Source organism: Listeria marthii (assembly GCF_014227425.1).
In the GTDB taxonomy this organism is placed as follows: Bacteria; Bacillota; Bacilli; order Lactobacillales; family Listeriaceae; genus Listeria; species Listeria marthii.
The window spans coordinates 372,564-390,303 of record NZ_JAASWB010000003.1 but is presented as its reverse complement, the minus strand read 5'-3'; the positions used below and the strand labels follow the sequence as shown (position 1 = coordinate 390,303).

Here is a 17,740-nt window from a genome sequence, read left to right as displayed (position 1 = left end):
TCTGGCTTTTATAAATTTGAATGAAGGGGTGTTATTCGGAATGACTGCAAAAGAGGAAGAAAAACAAGAACGATTTCAGCTGTTAATGACACAAATCGGTTTACAAGATGTAACGACATATGAAGAATTCACGAAAGAAGCTAAAATCGAAAAACTCGTTGCCGATAAGAAAAATAAAACATGGCAATTTCATTTACATGTTCCGCAAATTTTTCCAGCAGCACTTTTCCATATGATGGATGTAGGGATGAAGCGCGCATTTAGTCAAATTGCGGAAACCGAAATGCAAATAGTTCCAGAAAACCAAACAATCAATGAAACACTCATTCAAGATTATTGGAACTTAATCGTAGAGCCAATTGGAAAGCAGTCACCGATGATTGGGAAACTTCTAATGGAGCAAAAACCTACGTTTAAAGCGCCACATTTTATTGAATTAGCTGTTCATAATGATATGGAAGAAGCAACTATCCAACAACGTTTTCAAGCGAAAATTATTGAAAGCTATGGAAAAGCTGGTTTTCCACGTCTAGCAATGAAAATGCATATGCTCGACCAATCGGAAACAGAAGAATATAAAGCTTTTGCTCAGGCTAAACAAGAAGAAGATCAGAAAAAAGCGGCAGAAGCTGTTCAAGTTATGCAAAAACGCCAAGCAGAAGGGCAAAGCGGCGGTGGGGCAGCTCCACTTACGGGTCCATTCCAAATTGGTTATAAAATTAAAGACGACGAAGAAGTCAAACGTCTTGGCGATATTTATGATGAAGAACGTCGTATTACCGTCCAAGGTTTAATTTTCGCGACGGAAATTAGAGAGCTTCGCAGTGGTCGTAGCTTATTACAATTTAAAATTACCGACTATACAAGTTCGATGATTATAAAAATGTTTTCTCGCGATAACGAAGATGCCGCGATGTTCCAGAATTTGAAAAAAGGCATGTGGGTTAAAGTACGAGGAAGCGTTCAAAATGATACTTTCGTGCGTGACTTAATTATGATGGCGCAAGATGTTAACGAGATTGCTGGAGTGAAGCGTCTTGATACAGCCGAAGAAAAACGGGCAGAACTACACCTTCATTCTCCAATGAGTCAAATGGATGCGACTTCATCCGTTGATGCGCTATTCAAACAAGCAGCTGATTGGGGCCATAAAGCGATTGCTATTACCGATCACTCTGTTGCCCAATCTTTCCCAGAAGCATACGGAGCAGGTCAAAAATACGGTTTAAAAGTTATTTTTGGCATTGAAGCCAATCTAATAGATGACGGTGTTCCAATTGCGTATAACGACCAACATATCGCCTTACAAGATGCAACCTATTGCGTATTTGACGTTGAGACCACTGGTTTATCGGCCGTTTATGATACGATTATCGAGCTTGCGGGCGTAAAAATGAAAAACGGGGAAATCATTGATAAATTTGAAGCATTTATCGATCCAGGCCATCCGCTTTCTGCAACGACCATCAATTTAACAGGGATTACAGATGATATGGTCAAAGGGTCCGATCCAATTGATGTTGTTTTAAAACGATTCAAGGAATGGAGCGGCGACGATATTCTTGTAGCCCACAACGCTTCCTTTGATATGGGCTTTATTAACACTGCATACGAAAAAGTTGGTCTGGAAAAAGCAGAAAATGCAGTTGTCGATACGTTAGAATTGGCGCGCTTTTTATACCCGCATTTTAAAAATCACCGCTTAAATACTTTAACGAAAAAATTCAATATTATTCTTGAGCAACATCACCGGGCTGTTTTTGATGCCGAAGCAACGGCGTATTTAGCTTGGAAATTAATTAAAGATGCGAAAGAGATGCATGACATCGATTTCCATGATTCTTTAAATGATTATATGGGAGAAGGCGACGCATATAAACGTGCGCGACCATTCCATGCAACGATTTATGCTCAGACAGCTGTCGGGTTAAAAAATCTATTTAAATTAATTACGATGTCTAACATCAATTACTTTTATCGTGTGCCGCGTATTCCGCGCTCACAACTAAAGAAATTGCGTGAAGGCTTAATTATCGGGACAGCATGTAGCCAAGGGGAATTGTTTGAAGCAATGATGCAAAAAGGGATGCAAGCTGCGGAAAAAGTAGCGGAATTCTATGATTTCATTGAAGTACAACCAAAACCAGTATACGCGCCGCTTATTGAGCGTGAACTCGTTCGTGATGAAAAAGCGTTAGAAGAAATTTTGAAAAATATTGTCCGCGTCGGTGAAAAAACAGGCAAACCAGTCGTAGCGACCGGAAATGTACATTACAAAGACCCAGTCGATAAAATTTATCGCAAAATCTTAATTCATTCGCAAGGTGGCGCTAATCCGCTGAACCGCGCTGAATTACCAGATGTCCATTTCCGCACAACAGATGAAATGTTAAAAGAATTTGCTTTCCTTGGTGAAGAAAAAGCGAAAGAAATTGTTGTGACAAATCCTAATGTTGTTGTTGATTGGATAGAAGATTTAAAACCAATCAAAGACGAGCTATACACACCAAAAATTGAAGGGGCAGAAGATGAAGTTCGCGATATGAGTTATGCGATGGCTCACCAATTATATGGTGAAAATCTTCCTGAAATCGTAGAAGCTCGCTTAGAAAAAGAACTGAAAAGTATTATTGGACACGGGTTTGCGGTTATTTATCTTATTTCGCATAAACTCGTTAAGAAATCACTTGTGGACGGCTATCTAGTAGGATCGCGGGGATCAGTTGGTTCTTCTTTTGTTGCGACAATGACCGAAATTACCGAAGTGAATCCATTGCCACCGCATTATCTTTGCCCGAATTGTAAGGATTCTGAGTTCTTTGATGATGGTTCGATTGGTTCTGGTTTTGACTTACCAGACAAAGATTGCCCACACTGCGGAACAGCTTATCGAAAAGAAGGACAAGATATTCCGTTTGAAACTTTCTTAGGATTTAAAGGGGATAAAGTACCCGATATCGATTTAAACTTCTCAGGTGATTATCAACCAGTAGCCCATGCGTACACGAAAGAAATTTTTGGTGAAGATTACGTTTTCCGGGCAGGTACGATTGGTACAGTAGCCGAGAAAACAGCCTTTGGTTATGTTCGGAATTATGAACGTGATATGAATATGACTATTCGCGGGGCGGAAATTGACCGGCTTGTTGCTGGATGTACCGGTGTTAAGCGAACTACTGGGCAACATCCAGGTGGTATTATCGTTATTCCAGATTATATGGACGTTTACGATTTCACACCCGTGCAATTCCCGGCCGATGCGACAGATTCAGAGTGGAAAACAACCCATTTTGACTTCCACTCCATCCATGATAACGTGCTAAAACTCGATATACTTGGGCACGATGATCCGACCGCTATCCGGATGTTACAGGATTTAAGCGGTATCGATCCAAAAACAATCCCAACCGACGATCCAGATGTAATGAAGCTATTCGGTTCTACAGAGTCGCTTGGTGTAAAACCAGCAGATATCGACTCCAAAACCGGAACACTTGGAATTCCAGAGTTTGGGACACGTTTCGTACGACAAATGTTAGAACAAACCAAACCAACAACATTTTCTGAGCTAGTGCAAATTTCTGGTCTTTCCCACGGGACGGACGTTTGGCTTGGTAATGCCGAAGAGTTAATCAAAAATAAAACATGCGAACTACCAGACGTAATTGGTTGTCGTGATGATATTATGGTATTTCTAATTTATCAAGGATTAGAAAGCTCCTTAGCCTTTAAAATTATGGAATCTGTGCGTAAAGGGAAAGGCTTAACAGATGAAATGGAAGAAGCAATGATGGCGAATAAAGTGCCACTTTGGTACATTGAATCTTGTAAAAAAATTAAGTACATGTTCCCGAAAGCCCATGCTGCAGCTTACGTTTTAATGGCAGTGCGGATTGCTTATTTCAAAGTACATCATCCACTATTTTTCTACGCGACTTATTTCACCGTTCGTGCCGATGACTTCGATTTGACGTCCATGGTAAACGGAAAAGAAGCCGTGAAAGCAACTATGAAAGAAGTGAATGATAAAGGTTTAGAAGCCTCCACAAAAGAGAAAAACTTATTAACCGTTTTAGAAATTGCGAACGAAATGCTTGCGCGTGGCTACCATTTCCAAAAAGTCGATTTATATAAATCGTCTGCGGATGAATTTTTAATTGATGGTGATTCACTTATTCCGCCATTTAATGCGATTCCGAGTCTTGGGACAAACGTAGCAAAACAAATTGTTGCCGCTCGTGAAAACGGGGAATTTTTATCCAAAGAAGACTTACAACAACGCGGAAAAGTATCGAAAACGATTATTCAGTACATGGATGATCAAGGATGCTTAGAAGGATTGCCTGATCAAAATCAACTGTCACTGTTCTAAAAATGGGCAAAACTTGCTTGTAGTCACAATTTGTGATAAACTTATTTAAGAAATACTACGATAACTCAGCCAAGCGTGGGCCAATGCCCACGCTTTCGTTTTGCAAATCTGTCAAAGAGTCACCTGTGGCAGAAGTAGGGGACGAATTAGCTGGAAAAGCGTATCTCTTAAGGAGGCTGAAATGAGTAAAGTACTAGAACAAGTAGAAGCAATTGTTGCGCCAATCACGGATGAACTTCAATTGGAACTCGTAGACATTGCCTTTGAAAAAGAAGGGCCAAATTGGTTTTTACGAATTTTTATTGATAAAGATGGTGGCGTAGATATTGATGAATGCGCAGCCGTGAGCGAAAAAGTTAGTGAAAAAATGGATGAAAATGATCCGATTACACAAAACTACTTTTTAGAAGTTTCATCACCAGGGGCTGAACGTCCACTGAAGAAAGAGCAAGATTTTGAAAATGCGGTTAGTAAATATGTCCACGTTACTTCTTATGAGCCAATTGATGGTCGTAAAATGTGGGAAGGCACGCTCGTTAGTTATGACGGAACGACACTTGTCATTACTATTACGGACAAAACACGCAAAATCACTTGTGAAATTCCTAAAGACAAAGTAGCAAAAGCAAGACTCGCAATTCAATTTTAAAAAGCAAAGAATAAGGAGCTGAATAAAAAATGAGCACAGAATTATTAGATGCTCTTCATGTGTTAGAACATGATAAAGGTATTTCAAGAGAGGTTTTAGTGGAAGCAATTGAAGCTGCTCTTACATCTGCATATAAAAGAAACTTCAAAGATGCACAAAACGTACGCGTAGATTTAAATATGGAAAACGGTTCTATCCGTGTTTTAGCTAGAAAAGAAGCGGTAGAACAAGTATTTGACTCTCGCCTTGAAATTTCGATGGAAGAAGCACACAAACTGAACCCTGTATATCAACCTGGTGACGTTGTTGAGCTTGAAGTAACTCCAAAAGATTTCGGACGTATTGCTGCTCAAACAGCGAAACAAGTTGTAACTCAACGTGTTCGTGAAGCAGAACGTGGCATCATTTACGATGAGTTTATTGACCGTGAAGATGACATTATGACAGGTATCGTTGAACGTCAAGATTCTCGATTTATCTATGTAAACTTAGGTAAAATCGAAGCTATTTTGTCTCAAAACGAGCAAATGCCAAACGAAACATACCATGCACATGACCGCATCAAGGTATATTTAACAAAAGTAGAGAAGACGACAAAAGGGCCACAAATTTTTGTATCCCGTACACATCCTGGCTTACTTAAACGTCTTTTTGAAATGGAAGTTCCTGAAATCTATGACGGTGTTGTAGAAATCAAATCCGTTGCACGTGAAGCAGGAGACCGTTCGAAAATCTCTGTTTACACAGCAAACGAAGAAGTTGACCCAGTTGGCGCATGTGTTGGACCAAAAGGCGCACGTGTACAAACTATCGTTAACGAACTTAAAGGTGAAAAAATCGATATCGTTGAGTGGTCAGATGATCCTTTCACATTCGTTGCTAATGCACTTAGCCCTTCTAAAGTGTTAGATGTTATTGTTAACGAAGCAGACCAAGCAACCACTGTAATCGTACCAGACTATCAGTTATCACTAGCAATTGGTAAACGTGGTCAAAATGCCCGTTTAGCAGCGAAATTAACTGGTTGGAAAATTGATATTAAAAGTGAAACAGTTGCAACTGAACTAGGCATCTATCCTCGTAATGGTGTAGAAGCACCCGAAGTAGAAGAAGCAGAGAGCGAAACTTTTACAGAAGATGAAGAGTAAAAAGGAGAATTATCATGCGTAATAAAAAAATCCCCCTTCGAAAATGTATTATTACCGGCGAACGCTTGCCAAAAGGCGAACTTCTTCGTATTGCGTATTCGAAAGACGGAGCGCTTACGATAGATCCTACAGGTAAAGCACCTGGACGCGGTTTCTACATTGTTAAAAGTGTGGAAGCATGTGAAAAAGCGAAAAAGAAAAACGCTATTTTTCATCAACTAAAAATGCCAGAACAAGAGTCCTTTTACGATGAGTTAATCGCTTATGTGAAGTCTCTCGAGGAACCAACTAATGGATAAAAAAGCACTTTCCTTATTAGGCCTCGCGAACCGAGCACGTAAAATTACTACTGGTGAAGAATTAGTATTAAAAGCAGTTAGAAATGGGAAAGCAAAAATGGTTCTCATTTCAGAAGATATATCCGAAAAAACCGAGAAAACAATCCGCAACAAGTGTGAATATTATAATGTTGTCGTGAAAAAAGCCGGCACCCGGGAAATGATAGGGGGTGCAATCGGCAAAGATACACGTGCAATCGTTGCAATACTTGATAAAGGATTTGCTGTTAAATTAGCAGAATTACTCGGTTGAATCTTATACGGAGGTGTACGACATGAGTAAAGTTCGTGTATATGAATACGCAAAAGAACATCAAGTATCAAGCAAAAAAGTCATTGAAGCATTAAAAGACTTAGGTATTGAAGTGGCCAATCATATGTCCACTATTAATGAAAATGCATTAAGACAATTAGATAATGCCGTTGATGGCACAAATAAAAAAGCCGAAGCACCAAAGAAAGAAACTACTAGCAACGAAAATGGAAATAGTAAGGGGCCAAACAAACCGAATATGACAAATAGTAATGAAAAGTCGAATAAACCAAATAAACCAGCAGGACAAGCTAATAAACCAGCCACTGCAAACAAAAGCCAAGGTGCAAAACCAGCAACAAACAAACCAGCAAACACAGGAAACCAAACGCAATCGAGCGGTAACCAACAACAAGCTGGCGGACAAAAACGTAACAACAATAACAACAGCAATCGTCCAGGTGGCGGCAACTCAAACCGTCCAGGCGGTAACAATCGTCCGAATCGTGGCGGCAATTTTAACAATAAAGGCCGTAACACGAAGAAAAAAGGTAAGTTAAACCACAGTACGGTTCCGCCAACTCCGCCGAAACCAAAAGAACTTCCTGAAAAAATCGTTTTCAGCGAATCTTTAACAGTAGCGGAATTAGCGAAAAAATTATACAGAGAACCATCTGAACTTATCAAAAAATTATTTATGCTTGGCGTTGTTGCGACAATCAACCAATCATTAGATAAAGATGCAATCGAACTAATTTGTGACGACTACGGTGTGCAAGTAGAAGAAGAAATTAAAGTCGATGTAACTGACTTAGATGTGTACTTTGAAAATGAACTAAATGAAGCGGTTGACGAGTCTAAACTTGTTGAACGCCCACCAGTTGTTACTATCATGGGACACGTTGACCATGGTAAAACAACATTACTAGATTCCCTTCGTAATACAAAAGTTACTTTAGGAGAAGCTGGTGGTATCACGCAACATATCGGTGCTTACCAATTAGAAATTCATGACAAAAAAATCACTTTCCTTGATACACCGGGACATGCTGCCTTTACAGCGATGCGTGCTCGTGGTGCGCAAATCACGGATATTACGATTTTAGTTGTTGCAGCAGATGATGGCGTTATGCCACAAACAATTGAAGCAATCAACCATGCGAAAGCTGCGGGAATGCCGATTATTGTTGCTGTCAACAAAATTGATAAACCACAAGCCAACCCAGACCGCGTAATGCAAGAATTAACTGAGTATGAATTAGTTCCAGAAGCATGGGGCGGCGATACAATTTTCGCACCAATCTCAGCTAAATTCGGTGAAGGTCTTGAAAACTTGTTAGATATGATTTTACTTGTTTCTGAAGTAGAAGAATTAAAAGCAAATCCAGACCGTCGTGCTATCGGTTCTGTTATTGAAGCAGAACTTGATAAAGGCCGTGGCCCGGTTGCGACTTTACTAGTACAAGACGGAACACTTAATATCGGAGACCCAATTGTTGTAGGTAACACATTTGGTCGTGTCCGTGCAATGGTCAATGATTTAGGCCGTCGTGTGAAAAAAGTGGGACCTAGTACACCAGTTGAAATCACTGGACTAAACGATGTACCACAAGCCGGCGATCGCTTTGTTGTTTTTGAAGATGAAAAAACAGCAAGAAATATCGGGGAAACTCGTGCAAGTCGTGCGCTAGTAGCTCAACGTTCTGCAACAAACCGCGTAAGTTTAGACAACTTATTTGAACATATGAAAGCTGGCGAAATGAAAGAAGTTAACGTTATTATTAAAGCAGACGTTCAAGGTTCTGTAGAGGCTCTTGCCGCATCTCTTCGTAAAATTGATGTAGAAGGCGTTAACGTAAAAATCATTCATACTGCCGTTGGTGCAATCAATGAATCAGATATTACTTTAGCAGCAGCTTCAAATGCAATTGTTATTGGATTTAACGTTCGTCCAACAGCACAAGCGCGTGAAGCAGCAGAAAACGAAAGTGTAGATATTCGTTTACACCGTGTTATCTATAAAGCAATTGATGAAATTGAAGCAGCGATGAAAGGGATGCTTGATCCAGAATTCCAAGAAAAAATTATCGGTCAAGCGCAAGTTCGTCAAACAATCAATGTTTCTAAAGTGGGTACAATTGCCGGCTGTTACGTAACAGATGGTAAAATTACTCGTGATAGCGGCGTTCGTATTATCCGTGACGGAATCGTAGTCTTTGAAGGCGAAATTGCTACACTTAAACGCTTTAAAGATGATGCGAAAGAAGTTGCAAAAGGTTACGAATGTGGTATCACTGTACAAAACTTCAACGATATCAAAGAAGATGATGTAATTGAAGCGTACGTTATGGAAGAAATAGAAAGAAAATGATTCAATCAGTCATTAGTGAATTTTTCATGCAGGAGCCACAAAACCTCAAAGAAAAACGCGCTATACTGAAACGAATTTTAACGAGAGCAAAACAAAAATTCAATATCTCCATTGCTGAAACGGATTATCAGGATTTATGGCAGCGAGCTGAAATAAGCTTTGCTGTCGTATCTTCCTCGCACATCCAAGCTGAAAAAGAAGCTAGAGAAGTACTTGCTTTTCTTGACTCTTTTCCAGAGTGGGAGCGTGCCGAGACGGTTACGGAGAAGTTATAAAAGAGGTGAATACACTTGAACGTACGAGCAAATCGTGTCAGTGAGCAAATGAAAAAAGAATTGGGCGATATTTTAAATCGTAAAATTAAAGACCCGCGCTTAGGTTTTGTAACCGTAACTGGAGTAGATGTTACTGGTGACTTACAAGAAGCTAAGGTGTTCATTTCCATTCTTGGTACCGATAAGGAAAAAGAAAATACGTTACTCGCACTTGCGAAAGCGCATGGCTTTATCCGCTCTGAAATCGGTCGCCGTATTCGACTTCGTAAAGTTCCAGAAATGTCTTTTGAAATAGATAATTCCATCGCTTACGGAAATCGAATCGATGAATTGCTTCGCGACTTAAATAACGATCAATAATAAATAAAAGTTTAAGGCAATCCCTTTATCTTCTCAGTCAAACGGGATGTAAGTGGGTCATTGTCTTAAACTTTTTTTCTTAGAAGGAGGAGCTTGATGAACGGCATTATCCCACTGTGGAAAGAACGCGGGATGACAAGTCATGATTGCGTTTTTAAATTAAGAAAAATTTTACATACAAAAAAAGTAGGACACACTGGTACACTTGATCCAGAAGTAGAAGGTGTGCTCCCAATTTGTATTGGCCGCGCCACAAAACTCGCGGAATATGTAACTGACGAAGGCAAAGTCTATGTAGCGGAAATAACGCTAGGCAAATCGACTACAACAGAAGATGCGACTGGTGAAACAGTTATGACTAAAGAACTAGCCGAAATTTCCGCAGCAGAACTTCAAGCTGCACTTGTAAAACTCACAGGGAAAATCACCCAAATCCCACCAATGTTTTCTGCCGTAAAAGTCAACGGTAAGAAATTGTATGAATATGCAAGAGCTGGAATAGAGGTAGAACGCCCATCCAGACAAGTGGATATTTATTCGTTAACCCGTTTAGATGGCGACACAGCACTAAATGCAACGAATCCAACGTTCCAATTAGAAATCGCTTGCGGAAAAGGAACTTACATCCGCACACTTGCAGTCATGATTGGCGAATTACTAGGCTACCCAGCGCACATGTCCAAACTAGAACGAACTCGTAGCGGCTTTTTCCAAAAAGAAGATTGCTTGACACTCGCAGAAATTGACGAAATGATGCAAGCGAATGACAGCGGCTTTTTATATCCACTTGAAAAAGGCATCGAATCGATGGCAAAATTAGTAATCGATGAAGAAACTCACGCAAAAGTGCTGAATGGCGGGTTATTACCAAACACGTTATTTACAACAGTAGAAAATGAACCGCGTGCAGCGCTCATTTTTAACGATAAATTAACAGCAATATATAAACCACATCCAGAGAAAAAAGACCTTTGGAAACCAGAGAAGGTCATCGAGTTACATCAAGCATAGTTATTGCGACTGCAACGTTCTTATATTATGATATGAGAGGAATTCGAATTTAGAGGAGAAGTGGCAAAAAAATGAAGACGATATACTTACATCATCCGATTACAACGGACGAGTGGACAGACGTGAAAAAAGTAATGGCGCTTGGCTTTTTCGATGGTGTTCATTTAGGGCATCAATCAGTAATTAAACAAGCGAAACAACTTGCTGAACAAAAAGGATTGCAAACCGCAGTATTAACTTTTGATCCGCATCCATCTGTCGTTTTAAGCAATATCCGCAAACAAGTAAAATATCTCACACCACTGGAAGATAAAGCTGAAAAAATGGCGGAACTTGGCGTAGATATTATGTATGTAGTTCGCTTTACAACACAGTTTTCCGAGCTATCCCCGCAAGACTTTGTCGATAATTACTTAGTCGCTTTAAATGTAGAACACGTCGTAGCAGGTTTCGACTATTCTTACGGCAAAAAAGGTGAAGGCAAAATGAACGATTTGGCCGACTATGCCAAGGGTCGTTTTGAAGTGACTGTTGTTGATAAACAAACGGCTGCTAGTGATAAAATAAGCTCGACCAACATTAGACGCGCCATTACAGAAGGCGAACTAGAAGTAGCGAATCAATTACTAGGCTATCCGTACACAACAAAAGGTACTGTCATTCACGGCGATAAGCGCGGGAGAACAATTGGGTTTCCAACAGCGAACATCCGCGTAAATGAAGATTATTTGATTCCGAAGCTTGGTGTCTACGCAGTGAAATTCCGTGTAAATGGAGAAACTCATTTGGGTATGGCAAGCATTGGTTACAACATCACGTTTAAAGATGACCAAGCATTATCCATTGAAGTGTACATTCTAGATTTTCACCGCGAAATTTACGGTGAAGAAGCAGAAATTGAATGGTATCAATTTTTCCGTCCAGAACTTAAATTTAATGGTGTAGAAGGTCTGATTGCTCAGTTAGAAAAAGACGAACAAGATACAAGAGCTTTTTTTGCTAAATTAGAAGATTAAAAGACTATTTCTGCTTGCTTTTAGAGCCTAAATAGTGTATCTTTAAATCTGTACGAACAGAACCATTACTTGGCTTTTGCGACTCACCGACGCTTGGCTCAGTAATTGGGGATATTTTAGAAGGAGGTGGAAAGAAATGGCTTTAACTCAAGAACGCAAAAATGAAATTATTGCAGAGTACCGTGTCCATGATACAGATACTGGTTCACCAGAAGTACAAATCGCTGTATTAACTGCTGAAATCAATAGCTTAAATGAACACGTTCGCGTACACAAAAAAGATCATCACTCTTACCGTGGATTAATGAAAATGGTAGGTCACCGTCGTAACCTATTAACTTACCTACGTAAAAAAGATGTTCAACGTTACCGCGAACTTATCAAACGTTTAGGTTTACGTCGATAAAAACCAGACGAAAGCGGGATACCAAAAGTTCCCGCTTTTTTTTGAGTATTAAGTATACTAAATTTCGGAAAACACGACGAAGAAATGAAACTTTATCGCATGAATCCAAAAACGTGCTTCAGAAAATCGCTATTCGTAGTAGGTTTTTGGATTCATGTGTGCTTTAGAAAATCTAAAGTGTGCGTGAACATTCTTATGCATGGTAAAGTTTCTGGTTCGTGTTTCCTAATCAAAGGAGATTAAAATATGTCTGAAAAACAAGTGTTTTCAACAGAATGGGCAGGTAAAACATTATCTGTTGAAGTAGGTCAATTAGCAAAACAAGCAAGTGGGGCAGCATTAATTCGTTACGGTGATACAGTCGTTTTAACAGCGGCAGTAGGTTCTAAAAAACCACGTCCAGGCGACTTTTTTCCACTAACAGTTAACTATGAAGAAAAAATGTATTCCGTTGGTAAAGTTCCCGGTGGATTCTTAAAACGTGAAGGACGTCCAAGCGACCGTGCTACATTAACAGCGCGTCTTATTGACCGTCCAATCCGTCCATTATTTGCAGAAGGTTTCCGTAATGAAGTACAAATTACTTCTACTGTTTTCAGTGTGGATCAAGATTGTTCTCCAGAAATGGCAGCAATGCTTGGATCTTCTGTAGCATTAGTTATTTCTGATATTCCATTTGAAGGACCAATCGCTGGTGTTGATGTTGGCCGTATCGATGGAAAATACGTTATTAACCCAACAATCGAACAAGCCGAAAAAAGTGATATTAGCTTAACAGTTGCAGGAACTTATGATGCAATCAACATGGTAGAAGCTGGAGCGAAAGAAGTTTCAGAAGAAGCAATGCTTGAAGCAATCATGTTTGGTCACGAAGAAATTAAACGTCTTTGTGAATTCCAACAACAAATCATCGCTGCAGTTGGTAAAGAAAAACGCGAAATCGAACTTTTTGTAAGTGATCCTGAACTTGAAGCAGAAGTAAAAGCAGCAAGTGAAGGCAAAATGAAAACAGCTATCAAAACAGAAGAGAAAAAAGCGCGTGAAGCTGCAATTGATGATGTAAAAGAAGAAATTTTAGAAAGCTATAAAGCGAAAGAATTAGAAAATGAATCTGAAATTCTTAGCGAAGTAGCTCATATTCTTGAAATGATTGAAAAAGACGAAATGCGTCGCCTCATTTCTCAAGACAAAATCCGTCCAGATGGCCGTAAAGTAAACGAAATTCGCCCGCTTTCTTCTGAAGTTGGCATGCTTCCACGTGTCCATGGTTCTGGTTTATTCACTCGTGGCCAAACACAAGCTCTAAGCGTATGTACTTTGGCACCGCTTCGTGAACACCAAATCATTGATGGTCTAGGAACGGAAGAATACAAACGCTTCATGCACCATTACAATTTCCCGCAATTCAGTGTTGGAGAAACTGGTCCTCGTCGTGCCCCAGGTCGTCGTGAAATCGGTCACGGTGCATTAGGTGAACGTGCGTTACAATATGTTATTCCTTCCGAAGAGGAATTCCCATACACAATCCGTTTAGTATCAGAAGTTCTTGAATCTAACGGATCTAGCTCTCAAGCCAGTATTTGTGGTTCTACACTTGCAATGCTTGACGCTGGTGTTCCAATTAAAGCGCCAGTTGCAGGTATCGCGATGGGCCTTGTAAAACTTGGCGATGACTACACAATCCTTTCTGATATCCAAGGTATGGAAGATCACTTTGGCGATATGGACTTTAAAGTTGCTGGAACGAAAGACGGTATTACAGCACTTCAAATGGACATCAAAATCGATGGCTTAAGCCGTCAAATTTTGGACGAAGCATTAACACAAGCAAAAGAAGGACGCTTACACATTCTAGAACACTTAACTAGCACGATTAGCGCACCTCGTGAAGAACTTTCTGCTTATGCTCCAAAAATTATTACGCTTAATATCAAACCAGAGAAAATCAAAGACGTTATCGGACCTGGTGGGAAACAAATCAATGCAATCATTGATGAAACTGGCGTGAAAATCGATATCGAACAAGATGGCACAGTATACATTGCTTCTCAAGATCAAGCGATGAACCGTAAAGCAATTGCTATCATTGAAGACATTGTTCGTGAAGTAGAAGTGGGAGAAGTTTACACTGGTAAAGTTCGTCGTATCGAAAAATTTGGCGCATTTGTTGAATTATTCAAAGGTACAGACGGTCTAGTTCATATTTCTGAATTAGCGCATGAACGCGTTGGAAAAGTAGAAGATATCCTAAAACTTGGTGATGAAGTTACTGTTAAAGTTATCGAAGTAGACCAACAAGGTCGCGTTAACTTATCACGTAAAGCTTTGCTTGAGAAAAAAGAACAACCAGAAGGCGACAAAAAACCACAAGCAGAGAAAAAATTCTATCCAAAAACGAAAAAACCAGAATCTAAATAATACAAAAAGCAAGTAGCCTAAGCTACTTGCTTTTTTTAAACTATTTTTTTGGACGGGTTTTAATATGTTTTCGCATTGATTTTTGAATAACTTTCCTACGATCAAGTTCTTGTTTAGCAAGAGCAGGGCTGTTTTTTCGCGCATGGTAAGACATTTCACGCTGTAATTTCAACCAGTTTTCGTAGTGTTGCATAGATAAACTACCATCATCTAAAGCCGCTTGTACAGCACAACCGGGTTCTTGTGTATGGGAGCAATCATGAAAACGACATCCTTCAGCCAGTTCTTCCACATCAGAAAAAGTTGTTTCTAATCCAGCTTGATTCAAACCGATGCCAAATTCGCGCATTCCTGGCGTATCAATCACAATCCAACCATTATCAAGCAAATGCATTTCTCTGTGTGTAGTCGTATGTTTTCCTTTACTATCATCTTCGCGAATACCAGCAGTTTTCATTAAATCAGCGCCTGCAAGTGAATTAATAAAAGAAGATTTACCAACACCAGAAGATCCAAGTAAGACAAGGGTGCTATTCGGCTTCAAATCGCGTTCTAGTGCTTCAAAACCATTGTGTGATAAATTATCCACATAATACGCTGGGACGCCGTATGCGACAGTTTCGAGCTGCTGAGCATAGGAAGTTAAATCCTCGGCTAAATCTGCTTTCGTCAAAATAATAATCGGCGTGGCGCCGCTATCCCAAGCAACCGTTAAATAGCGTTCTAAGCGATTTAAATTAAAGTCATGATTCAAACTCATCACAATAAGCGCATAGTCGAAATTCGCCGCAATCAATTGTTCCTCAGAATCTTTATTCATTCGAGAAAAGACCGTTTTCCGCTCTAACACGGATAAGATTTGCGCGTCACTGCTCACTTCGACAAAATCGCCAACAGCAGGAAGGGCAGTAGTGGATAATTCATAAAAATTCCCACGTTTAAGGGAAGTTAAAAATTCTCCATTTTCAGTAACCACTCGGTAATAATCTCTAAAAACCGCAGTAACTCTGCCGTAAGAAGAAGTAGTAGCTATTTCTTGTTCGTTAAAAAAACTTGTGAAACCATAATTTTCTAATATCAATTTTTCCGCTCCTTTGTTGTTGGGAGCATTCTATAGGTAAAATACCCCCGTTTTAATTATGAGGTTATTCATTTTTACATTCTCCATAGTTCATCATCCTTTCTTTCTTAAATAATAACATAAAAAAGGAAACAAGCTCTATACTTGTTTCCTTTTTTTGATTAATTTTTATGTGCTAAAATTTTAGCGATTGTTTCGTAGCTCATATCACTTTTGAGAGTATAGCTACCATCACGAATGTATTTTTCGTAATTATTATCTCGTAAGTATTTATCAAAATCTGAAGAACTCTTAACAATACCATTTGCTTGAAGTTCGTCACCAGCTTTAGAAGACGGATCTCCACTAGAAATTGTTAAAGTATAACTTTTAACTTTTTTAGCTTCTTCTGCTTTCTTTTTAGCAGCTTCGTCCGCTTTTTTCTTCGCTTCAGTTTCTTTTGCTTTCGCTACTTCTTGTTCAGCTAATAATTTTTCGTATTTTGTTTTCCATGTGCTTGAATTTTCATCAGAACCAGCTTTTGTTGATGCGGCTTTTGTTTCATCTGCTTTGGTCTGAGTTGAGAAAAACTGATTATAAACCAGTAAGACAACGGCAGATATTAAGAAACCTAGCGCCAACATCCGTAAGTTTTTCTTCACAGATAGGCTCCTCCTTTAAAATTTAAATCAATGTTTTAAATATTCTTCAATGATTTGTTCCACTTCTTCTTTAGGCAAGGATGACTGTTCAGCAATCTCTGATGTTACGATTCCAGAAGTATAAAGTGTAATCACTTGTTTTTTCATCAATTCGCGAACTTTAGGGCTGTCAGGTACTTGTTCAGCCTCAACGATTGGAGTATCCATTTTCATTGCTTTTTCTAGTTCAGTGACGCGTTGTTTTAGTTCAAAGTTTTCTTGCATCCACTGAGCAGCAACATCTTCCAGTTCTTTTTCTAATTGTTTATTGTCGCCTTTTTGAAGAAATGAGATAACAAACAGCGCAATAGCAGCAATTAGTAAGATAATTATGACTGTGGTCATGGGTTTTATACACACCTCTCTTCCATAAACTCTACTACTAGTTATAGCATAATTTACCTTAAAACACCATCCGAAATAAGGTTTTGTAAAGAAAATAAAAAGAAAATGCATAGAGTCCTTGCAACAACTCTCTAAAAATGATATTATTATACAGGTTTAGTAAATAAATTCGTCAGTCGGAGTTGGAGGGAAAAATAATGCGCGTTAATATTACTTTAGAATGCACTGAATGCGGTGATCGTAATTATATCACTACTAAAAATAAGCGTGAAAATCCGGAACGTATTGAATTAAAAAAATATTGTCCAAGATTGCGCCGTGTAACTTTACACCGCGAAACTAAGTAAGCAGCAGGATCTCCATTCTGTTGCTTTTTTTATTATCCGAAAGGGGGAAGTCAAGATGGAAGACAAACGCCTAATTCGAGAGAAAATTTTACGGAATCTAAATAGCATCGATAAAGTAGAACATCGCGAACGTTCTATTAAATTAGCAGAAAAACTATTCTTATTACCGGAATGGAAAAATGCAAAGATAATTGGTATAACTTTAGCGAGACATCCTGAAATTGAAACTGAAACAATTATTCTCCAAGCTAAAAAAGAAGGAAAGACTGTCTTAATTCCAAAAACATATTATCCAAGCAGAAAAATGGAATTTAAAAAGATGAATTCCGCACATCCACTTGCAAAATCTAAGTTTGGAATTTTGGAACCTAATGAACTAGCAGAAACGGTCGATAAGGAAGCAATAGATTTACTAATTGTACCTGGAGTTGCATTTAATAAAGAGCATTATCGAATCGGCTTTGGTGGCGGTTTTTATGATCGGTTCTTAGCGGATTTTCATGGTCCAACTGTATCTTTATACTTGTACGAACAAAAAATGGAGTTTGTACCTGAAAGTCATGATAAACCAGTTTCTATTCTAATTGAAGGATAAGGAAAAATAATTCTATAGAAAATAGGGTGGATTGTTTACAACACCCTTTTTTTTGCGTATAGTAGTAAATATAAT

The 17,740-nt window shown here is 39.0% G+C and carries 17 protein-coding genes; 14 read left to right on the top strand and 3 right to left on the bottom strand.

Translation table 11 applies throughout. The features are described 5' to 3' along the window. The first annotated feature begins 40 nt into the window (after window positions 1-40). From HCJ55_RS07285 to pnp, 12 genes are all read left to right on the top strand, one after another. The gene (locus HCJ55_RS07285) at window positions 41-4,372 is read left to right on the top strand and encodes a PolC-type DNA polymerase III (protein WP_185503598.1); all 4,332 of its coding nucleotides are present in this window, start codon (window positions 41-43) and stop codon (window positions 4,370-4,372) included. Window positions 4,373-4,553: 181 nt separating this feature from the next. Then, window positions 4,554-5,021, top strand: a complete 468-nt coding sequence (gene rimP, locus HCJ55_RS07280) for a ribosome maturation factor RimP (RefSeq protein WP_003732818.1) — start codon at window positions 4,554-4,556, stop codon at window positions 5,019-5,021. Window positions 5,022-5,050: 29 nt separating this feature from the next. Further along, window positions 5,051-6,169 carry a transcription termination factor NusA gene (gene nusA / locus HCJ55_RS07275; RefSeq protein ID WP_008947703.1) on the top strand — a complete coding sequence of 373 codons (1,119 nt, stop codon included), beginning with the start codon at window positions 5,051-5,053 and terminating at the stop codon, window positions 6,167-6,169. A gap of 14 nt (window positions 6,170-6,183) precedes the next feature. Next, window positions 6,184-6,468, top strand: coding sequence for an RNase P modulator RnpM (rnpM, locus tag HCJ55_RS07270; RefSeq protein WP_003722454.1), 285 nt, complete (start codon window positions 6,184-6,186; stop codon window positions 6,466-6,468). Beyond that, entirely contained in the window at window positions 6,461-6,760 is a 300-nt protein-coding gene (locus HCJ55_RS07265) for a YlxQ family RNA-binding protein (protein ID WP_003722455.1), read from the top strand. The genes rnpM and HCJ55_RS07265 overlap by 8 nt, the downstream gene beginning before the upstream one ends. Before the next feature lie 22 nt (window positions 6,761-6,782). Beyond that, the gene (gene infB, locus HCJ55_RS07260) at window positions 6,783-9,131 is read left to right on the top strand and encodes a translation initiation factor IF-2 (RefSeq protein ID WP_039176374.1); all 2,349 of its coding nucleotides are present in this window, start codon (window positions 6,783-6,785) and stop codon (window positions 9,129-9,131) included. Further along, complete coding sequence (locus HCJ55_RS07255; RefSeq protein ID WP_008947707.1) at window positions 9,128-9,406, top strand: DUF503 domain-containing protein; 279 nt, start codon at window positions 9,128-9,130, stop codon at window positions 9,404-9,406. The genes infB and HCJ55_RS07255 overlap by 4 nt, the downstream gene beginning before the upstream one ends. 15 nt (window positions 9,407-9,421) lie before the next feature. Continuing rightward, window positions 9,422-9,766: a 30S ribosome-binding factor RbfA gene (gene rbfA / locus HCJ55_RS07250; protein WP_003719600.1), complete on the top strand. Its 345-nt coding sequence runs from the start codon at window positions 9,422-9,424 to the stop codon at window positions 9,764-9,766. Between the two features lie 96 nt (window positions 9,767-9,862). Then, window positions 9,863-10,777, top strand: a complete 915-nt coding sequence (gene truB, locus HCJ55_RS07245) for a tRNA pseudouridine(55) synthase TruB (protein WP_185503597.1) — start codon at window positions 9,863-9,865, stop codon at window positions 10,775-10,777. Between the two features lie 71 nt (window positions 10,778-10,848). Beyond that, window positions 10,849-11,793 (top strand): bifunctional riboflavin kinase/FAD synthetase, encoded by a 945-nt coding sequence (locus HCJ55_RS07240; protein ID WP_008947709.1) that lies wholly within the window; start codon window positions 10,849-10,851, stop codon window positions 11,791-11,793. A 136-nt stretch (window positions 11,794-11,929) separates the two neighbouring features. Then, window positions 11,930-12,199: a 30S ribosomal protein S15 gene (rpsO, locus tag HCJ55_RS07235; protein ID WP_003719603.1), complete on the top strand. Its 270-nt coding sequence runs from the start codon at window positions 11,930-11,932 to the stop codon at window positions 12,197-12,199. A 246-nt stretch (window positions 12,200-12,445) separates the two neighbouring features. Beyond that, window positions 12,446-14,617 carry a polyribonucleotide nucleotidyltransferase gene (pnp, locus tag HCJ55_RS07230; RefSeq protein ID WP_008947710.1) on the top strand — a complete coding sequence of 724 codons (2,172 nt, stop codon included), beginning with the start codon at window positions 12,446-12,448 and terminating at the stop codon, window positions 14,615-14,617. A gap of 40 nt (window positions 14,618-14,657) precedes the next feature. On the opposite strand, the gene rsgA is transcribed toward pnp, so the two are convergent. The 3 genes from rsgA to HCJ55_RS07215 all read right to left on the bottom strand — a co-directional run bounded on the left by rsgA (window position 14,658) and on the right by HCJ55_RS07215 (window position 16,723). Beyond that, window positions 14,658-15,698, bottom strand: coding sequence for a ribosome small subunit-dependent GTPase A (rsgA, locus tag HCJ55_RS07225; protein WP_185517598.1), 1,041 nt, complete (start codon window positions 15,696-15,698; stop codon window positions 14,658-14,660). A 161-nt stretch (window positions 15,699-15,859) separates the two neighbouring features. Continuing rightward, a complete protein-coding gene (locus HCJ55_RS07220; RefSeq protein ID WP_185502171.1) occupies window positions 15,860-16,339 on the bottom strand; it encodes an MltG/YceG/YrrL family protein in 480 nt (159 codons plus the stop codon). A gap of 27 nt (window positions 16,340-16,366) precedes the next feature. Then, complete coding sequence (locus HCJ55_RS07215) at window positions 16,367-16,723, bottom strand: hypothetical protein (RefSeq protein ID WP_008947711.1); 357 nt, start codon at window positions 16,721-16,723, stop codon at window positions 16,367-16,369. A 197-nt stretch (window positions 16,724-16,920) separates the two neighbouring features. Between HCJ55_RS07215 and rpmG the strand changes: the two genes are divergently transcribed. Beyond that, the gene (rpmG, locus tag HCJ55_RS07210; RefSeq protein WP_003719608.1) at window positions 16,921-17,070 is read left to right on the top strand and encodes a 50S ribosomal protein L33; all 150 of its coding nucleotides are present in this window, start codon (window positions 16,921-16,923) and stop codon (window positions 17,068-17,070) included. A gap of 55 nt (window positions 17,071-17,125) precedes the next feature. After that, window positions 17,126-17,665, top strand: coding sequence for a 5-formyltetrahydrofolate cyclo-ligase (locus HCJ55_RS07205; RefSeq protein WP_185517596.1), 540 nt, complete (start codon window positions 17,126-17,128; stop codon window positions 17,663-17,665). The last annotated feature ends 75 nt before the right edge of the window (window positions 17,666-17,740 follow it).

What these genes read in the sequence shown, in the direction of transcription:
- HCJ55_RS07285 (WP_185503598.1), top strand. Translation starts at nt 41, where the DNA reads ATGACTGCAAAAGAGGAAGAAAAACAAGAACGATTTCAGCTGTTAATG.
- rimP (WP_003732818.1), top strand. Translation starts at nt 4,554, where the DNA reads ATGAGTAAAGTACTAGAACAAGTAGAAGCAATTGTTGCGCCAATCACG.
- nusA (WP_008947703.1), top strand. Translation starts at nt 5,051, where the DNA reads ATGAGCACAGAATTATTAGATGCTCTTCATGTGTTAGAACATGATAAA.
- rnpM (WP_003722454.1), top strand. Translation starts at nt 6,184, where the DNA reads ATGCGTAATAAAAAAATCCCCCTTCGAAAATGTATTATTACCGGCGAA.
- HCJ55_RS07265 (WP_003722455.1), top strand. Translation starts at nt 6,461, where the DNA reads ATGGATAAAAAAGCACTTTCCTTATTAGGCCTCGCGAACCGAGCACGT.
- infB (WP_039176374.1), top strand. Translation starts at nt 6,783, where the DNA reads ATGAGTAAAGTTCGTGTATATGAATACGCAAAAGAACATCAAGTATCA.
- HCJ55_RS07255 (WP_008947707.1), top strand. Translation starts at nt 9,128, where the DNA reads ATGATTCAATCAGTCATTAGTGAATTTTTCATGCAGGAGCCACAAAAC.
- truB (WP_185503597.1), top strand. Translation starts at nt 9,863, where the DNA reads ATGAACGGCATTATCCCACTGTGGAAAGAACGCGGGATGACAAGTCAT.
- HCJ55_RS07240 (WP_008947709.1), top strand. Translation starts at nt 10,849, where the DNA reads ATGAAGACGATATACTTACATCATCCGATTACAACGGACGAGTGGACA.
- rpsO (WP_003719603.1), top strand. Translation starts at nt 11,930, where the DNA reads ATGGCTTTAACTCAAGAACGCAAAAATGAAATTATTGCAGAGTACCGT.
- pnp (WP_008947710.1), top strand. Translation starts at nt 12,446, where the DNA reads ATGTCTGAAAAACAAGTGTTTTCAACAGAATGGGCAGGTAAAACATTA.
- HCJ55_RS07215 (WP_008947711.1), bottom strand. Translation starts at nt 16,723, where the DNA reads ATGACCACAGTCATAATTATCTTACTAATTGCTGCTATTGCGCTGTTT.
- rpmG (WP_003719608.1), top strand. Translation starts at nt 16,921, where the DNA reads ATGCGCGTTAATATTACTTTAGAATGCACTGAATGCGGTGATCGTAAT.
- HCJ55_RS07205 (WP_185517596.1), top strand. Translation starts at nt 17,126, where the DNA reads ATGGAAGACAAACGCCTAATTCGAGAGAAAATTTTACGGAATCTAAAT.